This is a genomic window from Nocardia tenerifensis NBRC 101015 (genome assembly GCF_000308715.1).
GTDB classification, from domain to species: Bacteria; Actinomycetota; Actinomycetes; order Mycobacteriales; family Mycobacteriaceae; genus Nocardia; species Nocardia tenerifensis.
Genome location: NZ_BAGH01000074.1, coordinates 1 through 11,627, shown reverse-complemented (window position 1 = coordinate 11,627; position 11,627 = coordinate 1). Strand labels below are relative to the sequence as shown.

Sequence of the window (11,627 nt, the reverse complement as noted above, 5' to 3'; positions counted from 1 at the left end):
CTGCATCACGGCGACGGTATGCGCGAAGGTCTCCAGGTACAGCTCCAGCGATCCGCTGTCGGCCGCGTCCCGGAACCAGGCGGCCAGCGCCGCCTCGTTGTCGGCGGGTAGCTCCTCGTACCCGCACTCGGCGGCCAGCTCCAGCACCGTCGCGGGCCGTAGACCACCGTCGAGGTGGTCGTGCAGCAGCGCTTTTGGCGCCTGTCGGATCGAGGCAAGGGTCAATGCGGTCGGTCCAGTCATGTAACGACGGTAGCCGCACCGCGCGGGAACGGCACCCGACTGCCGAAGTGGCAACCATCTCGTTGTCCAATGCGCCGGTGCCGGCCCACACCTGGCCACCCGGCCGCCTTCTGACCGGTGACAACGCCGAATCCGTGCCAGGTCGCGGAATTCGGCGTCGCCGTGCCGAGCGGCACTCGGCCACAGGCAGATTCGCGTCACGACCCAGTCGTGCGGGATCGCCGACGGCGGATCAGGCCTCGACGCGGCCGAGCACCAGTGGCGTAGCGGGCTTCTCGGCCGACTCCTCGATGGCGAGGGCTCCGTCCAGGGCGGCCTCGGCCCGCGCGAACGCATCCGGCGTGTCGGTGTGCAGCGTGAGCAACGGCTGACCGGCGGTCACGGAATCGCCTGGCTTGGCATGCATCTCGATACCGGCGCCGGCCTGGACCGGGTCGCCCTGGCGAGCGCGGCCCGCGCCGAGACGCCAGGCGGCGAGGCCGACTCCCATGGCGTCGAGACGGGTCAGCACGCCGTCGCGCTCGGCCCGCACGACCTGGGTGTGCTTCGCGGTCGGCAGCGGCGCGTCCGGGTCGCCGCCCTGGGCGCGGACCATCGCGCGCCACTGATCCATCGCCCTGCCGTCCGCGAGGACGTCGGCGGGGTCGAGGTCGATGCCCGTCAGGGCGACCATCTCGCGGGCCAGCGTGACGGTGAGCTCGATGATGTCGGCGGGCCCGCCGCCGGCCAGCACCTCGACCGACTCGGCCACCTCGAGCGCGTTGCCGGCGGTGCGGCCGAGCGGGGTGTCCATGGCGGTCAGCAGCGCCACCGTCCGCACCCCGGCGTCGGTGCCCAATTCGACCATGGCCGTTGCCAATTCGCGGGCCCCGTCCAGCGTCTTCAGGAACGCACCCGCGCCGACCTTCACATCGAGCACCAGCGCCGCCGTGCCCTCCGCGATCTTCTTGCTCATGATCGAGCTGGCGATCAGCGGGATGGACTCGACCGTGCCGGTGACGTCGCGCAGCGCGTAGAGCCGCTTGTCGGCCGGTGCGAGGTCGGCGCCCGCCGCGCACACCACCGCGCCGATGCCGGGGTCGGCGAGGATCTCCCGCATCCTCGGCAGCGGCACGTCGGCCTGCCAGCCCGAGATGGCCTCGAGCTTGTCCAGCGTGCCGCCGGTGTGCCCGAGCCCGCGCCCGGACAGCTGCGGAACGGCCGCGCCGCACGCGGCGACCAGCGGGGCCAACGGCAGCGTGATCTTGTCCCCCACCCCGCCGGTGGAGTGCTTGTCGACGGTGGGGCGGGGCAGATCCGTGAAGTCGAGCCTGCTGCCCGACGCGATCATGGCGGCGGTCCACCGCGCGGTCTCCCGCCGCGTCATCCCGCGCCACACGATCGCCATCGCCAGCGCCGCCATCTGCTCGTCGGCGACCGTCCCGTTGGTGAATCCATCGACCACCCAGTCGATCTGCGCGTCCGACAGCTCGCCGCCGTCCCGCTTGGTCGTGATGATCGAAACCGCGTCCAGTGCCGTCACATTCGCCAGTCTGGCACGAGATCGAACGCGCGTCTGGTTCTTGTCGGTGGCCTCCGATAGCCTCTCCACATCAATCGTTCGAGGGGCCAGGGGGCAGTAATGACATCCGTACAGCTCGACCGCCGCGTCAGCACGCTCGAGACGCGAGTGACCGACATCGAGGACGTGCACAGCGAGACGCTCTACCAGCTCACCCGGGGTGGCGCAGGCTGCCGAATCGAGACGGGCCGACTCATCGACCACGCGGACAGCGTGAGCCGAGCCTTCACACTGATCATGGAACGGCTAGGGATCACGCCGATTCCGTTCCCGCCGGTCACTCGGGCCACGGAGGCCGAGATCGACGCCGCGCTCGACGCGAATTACTGAGGGGCGGCTATGACATCCGTACAGATCGACCGCCGCGTCAGCACGCTCGAGACGCGAGTCACCGACGTCGAGGAGCTCTACGGTGAGTGCCAGCTCGAACTCACTCGCCGAGTCACGGGGCTCGAAATCTGGGCAGGCCGTACGACGGCCCAGGGCAACGGCATCGGCCGCAGCCTGTCTTTGATCATGGAGCGACTGGGGATTCCGCCGACCGAGATCGCGGAGGTCGCCATGCCGACCGAGGCGGAGATCGACGCCGCGTTGGAAGCGGGCTGCTGACGCGCGAGGAGTGCACGCCGGTGTTCACACCTGTCCGGCGTCCAGGTCGTCGGGGCCGAAGGCGTACGGCAGCAGCGCACTGAGCGGGACGGGTCCGTCCTTGTGATCGACCAGGAGGTCGGGCCCGCCGTGTTCGTAGAGGAGTTGGCGGCATCGCCCGCAGGGCATCAGGATTTCGCCGCGGGAATCGGTGACCGAGATGGCCACCAGACGGCCACCGCCGTCGGAATGCAAGTTACCGATGAGTACACATTCGGCGCACAGGCCCAAACCATATGAGACATTTTCCACATTGCACCCGCGCACAATTCGGCCGTCGGCGCTGAGCGCCGCCGCGCCGACCGGAAACCGCGAGTAAGGCGCATAGGCGTTGCGCATAACATGAATCGCGTTGTCGTGCAGGGTTTTCCAGTCGATTTGCGACATAGGGAACCTCTTCTGGAACGAGCCGAACCAGGCCGCGCGGGGCCATCGGGAGAACCCTTCACACATCAAGAAAGGTAAACCTAACCAGCCAGACTGTAGCCCAACGCACGGCACGCCGAATTAGTTCCGGCAAACCCAGAGGATTAGAGTCCAGAACAGATCGGTTCAGGTTCCCGGCAGCGGGCCGCAGCGCAGCCACCTGGGCATTTGCGCCCAACGCAGCCGGCCTCGAATCAACGAACCGGGTCCATCAACGACGTTGGAGGCACCGCACTCTATGACCACGATAGAAGCTCCGGCCCAGCCGAAGCGGAAGACGCTGTACCGAGGCGACCCAGGGATGTGGTCCTGGGCGCTGCACCGGATCACCGGTGTCACCATCTTCTTCTTCCTCTTCGTGCACGTCTTGGATACCGCGCTGGTCCGCGTCAGCCCGGACACCTACAACCGGGCGATCGAGACCTACAAGACCCCCATCGTCGCCCTGATGGAAATGGGCCTGGTTGTCTGCGTGCTCTTCCACGCGCTCAACGGCGTCCGCGTGATTCTGGTCGATTTCTGGTCCAAGGGCCCGAGGTACCAGCGCCTGATGCTGTGGGTCATCCTCGCGGTCTGGTTCCTGCTGGCGGTGCCCGCGATCGGTCGCCAGTTCTTCTACCTGTTCACGGAGCACTGATATGACTGCACCTGTTCTCGGTAAGTCGTATGACCGGCCGGCCAGCCTGGACAATCCTCGCTCCCCGCGCCTGCGCGCGAACAGCAACTTCGAGAAGTACGCGTGGCTGTTCATGCGCTTCTCCGGCCTGCTGCTGATCGTTCTCGTGCTCGGCCACATGTCGATCATGCTGCTGCTCGACGGCGGCGTGAAGCGCCTCAACTTCGGCTTCGTCGCCGGCCGGTGGGCCAGCCCGTTCTGGCAGATCTGGGACCTGTCCATGCTCTGGCTCGCCCAGCTGCACGGCGGCAACGGCCTGCGCACGGTGATCGCGGACTACTCCCGCAAGGACTCGACTCGGTTCTGGCTGAACACCCTGCTGGCCATCTCGATGATCCTGATCCTGGCCGTCGGCACGTACGTCATTTTCACCTTCGACCCCAACATCAGTTAGGAACAGGCGACCTCCATGAGTGAGCGCAGCGAACGAATCATGGGCACAGCGTGCGTCGCGCATGCCGAAGCCGAGCGCAGCGAGGCGCGGGCATGAGTGACTCGCGGATTCAGGAGCATCGCTACGATGTCGTGATCGTCGGCGCCGGCGGCGCGGGCATGCGCGCGGCGATCGAGGCCGGGCCCCGGGCGCGTACCGCCGTGTTGACCAAGCTCTACCCGACCCGCAGCCACACCGGCGCGGCGCAGGGTGGCATGTGCGCCGCGCTGGCGAACGTCGAAGAAGACAACTGGGAATGGCACACCTTCGACACCGTCAAGGGTGGTGACTACCTGGTCGACCAGGACGCCGCGGAGATCATGGCCAAGGAGGCCATCGACGCGGTGATGGACCTGGAGAAGATGGGCCTGCCGTTCAACCGGACGCCCGAGGGCAAGATCGACCAGCGCCGCTTCGGCGGGCACACCCGCGACCACGGCAAGGCGCCGGTGCGCCGCGCGTGCTACGCCGCCGACCGCACCGGCCACATGATCCTGCAGACGCTGTACCAGAACTGCGTCAAGCACGACGTAGAGTTCTACAACGAGTTCTACGTGCTCGACCTGGTGATGAGCGAGACCGACCGCGGTCAGGTCGCGACCGGCGTCGTCGCCTACGAGCTGGCCACCGGCGAGATCCACGTCTTCCACGCGAAGTCGATCGTGTTCGCCACCGGCGGCTCGGGCCGGATGTACAAGACCACCTCGAACGCGCACACGCTGACCGGCGACGGCATGGCGATCGTGTTCCGCAAGGGCCTGCCGCTGGAGGACATGGAGTTCCACCAGTTCCATCCGACGGGCCTGGCCGGTCTCGGCATCCTCATCTCCGAGGCCGTCCGCGGCGAGGGCGGCATCCTGCGCAACGCCAGCGGTGAGCGCTTCATGGAGCGCTACGCGCCGACCATCAAGGACCTCGCGCCGCGCGACATCGTCGCCCGCTCGATGGTGCTCGAGGTACTCGAGGGCCGCGGCGCCGGGCCGAACAAGGACTACGTCTACATCGACGTGACCCACCTCGGCGCGGACGTGCTCGAGGAGAAGCTGCCCGACATCACCGAGTTCGCCCGCACCTACCTCGGCGTCGACCCGGTGACCGAGCTGGTCCCGGTCATGCCGACCTGTCACTACGTGATGGGCGGCATCCCGACCAAGATCCGCGGCGAGGTGCTGCGCAACAACACCGACGTGGTGCCCGGCCTGTACGCGGCGGGCGAGTGCGCGTGCGTCTCGGTGCACGGCTCCAACCGCCTCGGCACCAACTCCCTGCTCGACATCAATGTGTTCGGCCGCCGCGCTGGCATCGCCGCCGCGGAGTACGCGCACCGCACCGATTTCGTGGAGATGCCGGAGAACCCGGCGGGGATGGTGCAGGACTGGCTCGCGCTGATCCTGTCCGACCACGGCAACGAACGGGTCGCCGACATCCGCACCGAACTGCAGTACACGATGGACATGAACGCCGCCGTGTTCCGCACCGAGGACACCCTCAAGCAAGCCCTCACCGATATCCACGCGCTCAAGGAGCGCTACAGCCGGATCACGGTGCAGGACAAGGGCAAGCGCTACAACAGCGACCTGCTCGAGGCCGTCGAGCTCGGCTTCCTGCTCGAACTGGCCGAGGTCACCGTCGTCGGCGCGCTCAACCGCAAGGAGTCGCGCGGCGGCCACGCCCGCGAGGACTACCCGGACCGCGACGACGTGAACTTCATGCGGCACACGATGGCCTACAAGGAGAGCCCGGATCTCATCTCCGACATCCGTCTCGACTTCAAGCCGGTGGTGCAGACCCGTTACGAGCCGATGGAGCGTAAGTACTGATGACTGCCGTACTCGAGACACCCCCCGCCAAGCCGGCGCCGATCCCCGAGGGCTCGGTCATGGTCACCGTCAAGGTCGCCCGCTTCAACCCGGAGGACGACAAGGGCGCGCACTGGGAGTCGTTCCAGGTGCCGGTCCTGCCGACGGACCGTTTCCTCAACGTGCTCATCTACATCAAGTCCTACCTGGACGGCACGCTCACCTTCCGGCGCTCCTGCGCGCACGGCGTGTGCGGGTCCGACGCCATGCGGATCAACGGGGTGAACCGGCTGGCCTGCAAGGTGCTGATGAAGGACATGCTGCCCAAGGGCGACAAGTCCCTCACGATCACCGTCGAGCCCATCCGCGGCCTGCCCGTGGAGAAGGACCTCGTGGTGAACATGGAGCCGTTCTTCGACGCGTTCCGCGCGGTCAAGCCCTACCTGATGACCTCGGGCAACGAGCCGACCCGCGAACGCATCCAGAGCCAGGCCGACCGCGCGCGCTTCGATGACACCACCAAGTGCATCCTGTGTGCCTGCTGCACCACCTCCTGCCCCGTGTACTGGAGCGACGGCAGCTACTTCGGCCCCGCCGCCATCGTCAACGCCCACCGCTTCATCTTCGACAGCCGCGACGAAGGCGCCCGCGAACGCCTCGACATCCTCAACGACGTCGAAGGCGTCTGGCGCTGCCGCACCACCTTCAACTGCACCGACGCCTGCCCCCGCGGCATCGAGGTCACGAAGGCCATCCAGGAAGTCAAGCGCGCCCTCCTCTTCGCCCGCTGACACCGACCTCCGAAGGCCGCCTCCATCGAAAGATGCAGGCGGCCTTCGTCATTGGCAGCCTCCCTTAGGAGCAGGGCATATAACCGGGCTAGTTGTCGTAGGAGGCGACGCCTACTGGGCCGGAGCCCAGGCAGAGGGATAGTCGGGGGTCGCCGGAGGTCAGGCGAAGGTTGGAGCCGCTGCCGATCAGGCGGACGAAGACGGTATGAAGGCCTTGGCCGAGAGGGACTTTCACCGGTCGGCCGTGTTCCATGGAGACGGTCAGTTGGGCGTCCTCGTCGGCGAGGTAGTTGAGCTGAACGGTCCATTCGTGGTCGAGCATGGGGCCGTCGAGGGGAATGAGGATCGGGTTGTCGCCTCGAATTCGATAGCCGCAGCCGGGTTCCGGGCCGGGGAGGATGCGGCGATTCCACCAGACCTGGGCTTCGACGATGGCGCCGGTGTCGGTGATCATGCGCAGGTGCGGCGTGGAGTCGGCGAAGGTGCCGGGGGCGGCGATCGGGGCGAGGACCCGGCTGGTCAGGTTTTGCGGATAGGCGAGGGGGTTCAGGACGTCCCACGGGACCTCCTGCTCCAGCAGTGGCGCGCCGTCCCAATGAGCGAGGGACGACTTCACGTTCGCTAGATAGGTTTTGGTGGGGCTCGGGCTCCAGGAGCGCACGAAGGTGTAGGTGGAGCACAGGCTGCTCACGACGAACAGCGTCAGCAGCGGTATCGCGACGCGGCGGCTTGAAGCCCGACTCGCCCGCCGCGGGCTCGCCCGCAGCACCAACGCGCCGACGACCGCGAACGTCACGCCGAGATCGGCGAAGTAGCGCAGCGACTGCATGATCTCCGCCGCGGTATTCGGCCCGCCGCGCACCACCGCGACCGGCAACTGCATCACCAGCACATATCCGGCGGCGAGCAGCCAGACCGGCCACACCCTGCGCCGCCGGTGAATCGTCAGCGCCACCACCGCGATCAGCACCAGCCAGGCCGCCAGCACCGCGGCGCCCGGTGGATCCGCCCATGGCGCGGCAGGCAACCATCGCTCCCACCGCCACGGCCCGCCGACCAGCGCGGGCACCAGGCCGAGCGAGGTCGCATGGGGAAGCCAATCGCGCATGTCCTCGGGGTTGTGGCGGGGGCCGCCGACCCCGACCACCGCCAGGTACGCCGCCAGCCAGCAGAGCAACACCAGCCCCGACCCCACCCACAATCGCATCCCCCGCCGCGCCACCTCGCGCACCGCCGCCGCCCGCCCGTCGACGTAGTGGGCGAGCGTCGCGACGGCGAACGCGACGAACGGGATGATCACCGACTTCTCGAAGTACAGCAGCGCCACCGCGAGCACCACGACCCCGGACACCGCATAGCGCACACGCCCACCGCGCACCAACAGCAGCGCGTCCCCGATGACCCAGGCGAGCGCGAACTGCAAAGGCAGCGCGTTCAACGCGGCCGACCACCAGGCGAACGCGGGCAACGTCACCGGAGAGAAGAGAAAGAATGTCAGCGGAATCAGCAGCGCCCACCGAACGCCCAACAGCAGCCGCAACATTCGCAAGACCGACAGCGAGACCGCGAGTTGCCCGGCCAGCATCGAGATCGCCGGGACCGCCCAGACCAGCGGAGCCGCCTTCGTCACCGCCCAGGCGACGGCGAAGGCGAGCGGCATGAAATGCCCGTCGTGGTCGTGCAGCAGCAGGTCCGCGGAGAGCAGCGGATAGCGGCCCGCCCGGCCGACGAGGATGAGGTCGTCCCAGTAGAAGTACCCGCTGCCCGCCACCCAGCCGCGCAGCGCGAGTTGCAGCACGATCAGGCCGCCCGCCACGGCGAGAACGGGTGAGGTTCGCCCGATGAGCCCGGCTCTCGCACGCGCTCCGGACACGGCCGTCGACGGTGCGATCGAAGCGGTGTCCATGCCGAGCCACCCTAGTGGCGCATGCCTGCGGCGCGAACCGGCGACGCGTCAGGCCGCGTAGCCGGTCACCTTCTCGACCCGTACGCGGACCGCGACCCGGACCTGACCGGGCTCGGGCAGCGCGTGATCCTTGCCCTCGTACTTCCACGACAGCCGATGGCCGACCCGGAGATCGTCGTCGTGTGTGATGGACGCCGTGCCGCGCAGCTCGACGTAGTTCTCGCCGTCGGCGGAGTCCAGCACGGTCACGCTGACGCGCGGGTCGCGCAGCATATTGCGGTGCTTGAGCCTGCCTTCCAGAGTGGAGAACAACAGGTCGTCGCCGTCGCGCAGGACCCACATCGCGGAGGTCTGCGGGCTGCCGTCGGCGTTGATCGTGGCGAGCACCGCGTAGTTCTTGCCGTCGAGCAGGGCGATGGTGGCTGCGCTGAGCGTGATTCCCATGCCGTGGACAGTAGCTCGCGCGGTCGAATACCGGATCTACAGCGCCGCCCGCACTTTGGCCGCGAACTCATAATCGCGCTGCCACTGCTCACCCGTCGGAACGAGCACAACGCGGGAAACGCCCTGCGCAGCGAACGCGGACATCTGCGCGGCGACCTCGCCGACGTCCCGCGACACCCCGGCCGCCACGACGGCGACGGAGAGCGGCGCCCGGTCACGCGCCGCCGCGAGTTCCCGGAGTTCCGCGAGGTCCCCGCTCAGCCGCTCCGGATCGGATTGGATGGTGATCCACCCGTCGGCGTAGTCGGCCGCCCGACGCCGCGCACGGGAGCTGTTGCCCGCCACCAGGATCGGCGGCACCGCCGCACCGGGCGCGAGCGTCACCTCCAGCCCGTCGCCCACCGTGGCCGTCCGCCCGGCGACGAGGTCGGGAAGCACTCGCAGCCCTTCGTCGGTGCGTCGGCCCCGGTCCTCGAACGACACACCGGCGGCGCGCCACCCGATATCGCCGTGCGCCGGATTCCCGGTGCCGACGCCGACGATCAATCGGTCGCCCGACACGTACTGCAGGGTGCCGATCTGTTTGGCCGCCCACGCGACCGGACGCAGCGCGAGCAGCATGACGTTGTAGCCCACCTTGATTCGCTCGGTCACCGCCGCGGCGGTGGCCAACGTGACGGTGCTGTCCAGCATCGGGGCGCTCGCGATCAGGTGATCGGTGGACCAGATCGAGTCGAGTCCGACCTCTTCGGCGAAGCGGGCGCTCGCGCGCACGTCGCCGAGGATCGGGTGCTCGGGATCGGGGGTCGAGGTGGGCAGGAAAACGCCTATCTCCAAAGACATTGGCTTCCAATCGCTCGCTGTCGGCTGCTACGCCGAACGCTACGTGCCCGCGACGAGCGTTCCAATCGCCTATTTACTCAGCGTCATGTCCGAAACTCTCACGGCGCATCCACAAGTCCCCCCACGACCCGTCGATATACCCTGACGTATGGACCTGTCCCGTAGGCAGTTGCTGAGATTCGCGGGTGCCGCGCCGGCCGCCGTCCTGGTGGGGACGGCCGCGGCGAGCAGTGGGCCGTTCCGGACACCGCGCTGGTCCGACTATCCGTTCAGCCTCGGCGTCGCGTCGGGTGATCCGACCCCGGACGGCGTCGTGCTGTGGACGCGGCTCGCGCCGGATCCGTTCGCGCCGGATGGACTCGGCGGCATGCCGCTGCGACCGGTGACCGTGGAGTACGAGGTCGCCCACGACGAGAACTTTCGTCAGGTGGTGGCCCGTGGAAGCGCGGTCGCCACGCGCGAGTTGGCGCACAGCGTGCATCCGGAGGTGTCGGGGCTGGCACCGGATCGCTGGTATTTCTATCGGTTTCGCGCCGGGTCGGTGCTGTCCCCGGTCGGCCGGACGCGCACGGCGCCGCCGCAGGGGCGACCCACCGCGCGGATGCGGTTCGCGTTCGCGTCCTGCCAGTCGTGGAGCTCCGGTTACTACACCGCCTACGAGCACATGAGCGCCGAGGACCTCGATCTCGTTGTGCACCTAGGCGATTACATCTACGAGCGCGGCTGGACGCGCGGCCGGGCGGGCATGGTGGTCGAGCCGCAGTTCCGCGCGGAGGCCGTGGATCTGGCCGGTTACCGATTGCGCTACGCGCAGGCCAAGGCCGAAGAACCCCTGCGGGCCGCGCATGCCGCCTTCCCCTGGCTGGTCACCATGGACGATCACGAGGTCGACAACAACTGGGCGGGCGACTCCCCCGGCCTCGGCCTCGATATCTATCGCATCCCAGCCCTGTTTCGCCGGCGCAAGGCCGACGCCTTCCAGGCGATGTACGAGCATCAGCCGCTGCGCGTCGCGCAGTTGCCGTCCGGGCCGAGCATGCACCTGCACCGCCGCTACGGCTTCGGCGACCTCGCCCAGATCACGATGCTCGACACCAGGCAGTACCGCGACAAGCAGGCGTGCGGCGACGGCAACACCGTGGTCGACTGCGCCGACCGGCTCGCCACCGATCGCACGATTCTCGGTGCGCCGCAACGCGATTGGCTGATCGACGGCTTCACCGGCTCGCCCGCCCGCTGGCAGATCCTCGGCAACCAGGTGTCCATGGCGCAGTCCGACCAGGACGCCGGCCCGGTCGTCGCCGTCGGCACGGACGGCTGGGACGGTTACGTCGCCGACCGCAACGCCGTGCTCGGCGCGGCCGCCGACCGCGGCGTGCCGAACCTCGTCGTGATCACGGGCGACCGCCACCAGAACCAGGCCGCCGACCTGCGCCGCGACTACGCCGACCCCGAGTCACCGGTGGTGGCCTCGGAATTCATCGGCACGTCGATCTCCAGCGCGGGCGACGGCGCCGACCTGACCGACTCGGGCCGCAATCTGCTCGCCGCCAATCCCGATCTCAAATTCTTCAACGCCCAGCGCGGCTACGTCCGCGTGGAGCTCGATCACACGCTGTGGCGCAGCGACTTTCGCGTCGTCCCCTACATCCGCCGCCCCGGCGCGCCGATCCACACCCGCGCCAGTTTCGTTGTGCAGGACCGCATCCCGGGCGTCACGGCGGCGTCGCAGCCGGACAGCCCGGTTCGGTCCGCCGAACCGGGCGCCACCGCGGGTCCTGTGGACGGCGCGCCGCGGTGAGCGTCGCCCGGTTGTCCGGCGCCGTGGCGGGGCCGGACGGACACCTCCTTCGAGAG

12 protein-coding genes and 1 pseudogene are annotated in these 11,627 nt (G+C 68.4%); 7 read left to right on the top strand and 6 right to left on the bottom strand.

Annotated elements, in window-relative coordinates; translation table 11 throughout:
* Both ON39_RS06040 and ON39_RS06035 read right to left on the bottom strand, forming a co-directional pair.
* Positions 1–243 (bottom strand): annotated as a pseudogene (locus tag ON39_RS06040) (adenosine deaminase); the annotation flags it as partial.
* Positions 244–475: 232 nt separating this feature from the next.
* Positions 476–1,765 carry a thymidine phosphorylase gene (locus ON39_RS06035; protein ID WP_051186342.1) on the bottom strand — a complete coding sequence of 430 codons (1,290 nt, stop codon included), beginning with the start codon at positions 1,763–1,765 and terminating at the stop codon, positions 476–478.
* 99 nt (positions 1,766–1,864) lie between these two features.
* Between ON39_RS06035 and ON39_RS06030 the strand changes: the two genes are divergently transcribed.
* Positions 1,865–2,134, top strand: a complete 270-nt coding sequence (locus tag ON39_RS06030; RefSeq protein WP_040732004.1) for a hypothetical protein — start codon at positions 1,865–1,867, stop codon at positions 2,132–2,134.
* A 9-nt stretch (positions 2,135–2,143) separates the two neighbouring features.
* Positions 2,144–2,413 carry a hypothetical protein gene (locus ON39_RS06025; RefSeq protein ID WP_040732002.1) on the top strand — a complete coding sequence of 90 codons (270 nt, stop codon included), beginning with the start codon at positions 2,144–2,146 and terminating at the stop codon, positions 2,411–2,413.
* Between the two features lie 24 nt (positions 2,414–2,437).
* Here ON39_RS06025 and ON39_RS06020 read toward each other — a convergent pair whose 3' ends face one another.
* Complete coding sequence (locus ON39_RS06020; RefSeq protein WP_040732000.1) at positions 2,438–2,839, bottom strand: cytidine deaminase; 402 nt, start codon at positions 2,837–2,839, stop codon at positions 2,438–2,440.
* 277 nt (positions 2,840–3,116) lie between these two features.
* Here ON39_RS06020 and sdhC point away from each other — a divergent pair, with 277 nt between their 5' ends.
* The 4 genes from sdhC (at position 3,117) to ON39_RS06000 (ending at position 6,577) form a co-directional block, all read left to right on the top strand.
* Positions 3,117–3,515, top strand: a complete 399-nt coding sequence (gene sdhC / locus ON39_RS06015; RefSeq protein WP_083894269.1) for a succinate dehydrogenase, cytochrome b556 subunit — start codon at positions 3,117–3,119, stop codon at positions 3,513–3,515.
* Position 3,516: 1 nt separating this feature from the next.
* Entirely contained in the window at positions 3,517–3,948 is a 432-nt protein-coding gene (locus tag ON39_RS06010; protein ID WP_040731996.1) for a succinate dehydrogenase hydrophobic membrane anchor subunit, read from the top strand.
* A gap of 92 nt (positions 3,949–4,040) precedes the next feature.
* Positions 4,041–5,807, top strand: a complete 1,767-nt coding sequence (gene sdhA / locus ON39_RS06005) for a succinate dehydrogenase flavoprotein subunit (RefSeq protein ID WP_040731994.1) — start codon at positions 4,041–4,043, stop codon at positions 5,805–5,807.
* A complete protein-coding gene (locus ON39_RS06000; RefSeq protein WP_040731991.1) occupies positions 5,807–6,577 on the top strand; it encodes a succinate dehydrogenase iron-sulfur subunit in 771 nt (256 codons plus the stop codon). The genes sdhA and ON39_RS06000 overlap by 1 nt, the downstream gene beginning before the upstream one ends.
* A gap of 88 nt (positions 6,578–6,665) precedes the next feature.
* Here ON39_RS06000 and ON39_RS05995 read toward each other — a convergent pair whose 3' ends face one another.
* The 3 genes from ON39_RS05995 to ON39_RS05985 are packed head-to-tail and all read right to left on the bottom strand — an operon-like array spanning position 6,666 to position 9,770.
* Positions 6,666–8,483, bottom strand: a complete 1,818-nt coding sequence (locus tag ON39_RS05995) for a hypothetical protein (protein WP_246002836.1) — start codon at positions 8,481–8,483, stop codon at positions 6,666–6,668.
* 48 nt (positions 8,484–8,531) lie between these two features.
* A complete protein-coding gene (locus ON39_RS05990) occupies positions 8,532–8,927 on the bottom strand; it encodes a PPOX class F420-dependent oxidoreductase (RefSeq protein WP_040731988.1) in 396 nt (131 codons plus the stop codon).
* Between the two features lie 36 nt (positions 8,928–8,963).
* Positions 8,964–9,770 (bottom strand): LLM class flavin-dependent oxidoreductase, encoded by an 807-nt coding sequence (locus tag ON39_RS05985; protein WP_040731985.1) that lies wholly within the window; start codon positions 9,768–9,770, stop codon positions 8,964–8,966.
* Positions 9,771–9,918: 148 nt separating this feature from the next.
* On the opposite strand from ON39_RS05985, the gene ON39_RS05980 reads away from it, so the two are divergent.
* Positions 9,919–11,571, top strand: coding sequence for an alkaline phosphatase D family protein (locus tag ON39_RS05980; RefSeq protein ID WP_040731982.1), 1,653 nt, complete (start codon positions 9,919–9,921; stop codon positions 11,569–11,571).
* Positions 11,572–11,627 lie beyond the last annotated feature (56 nt).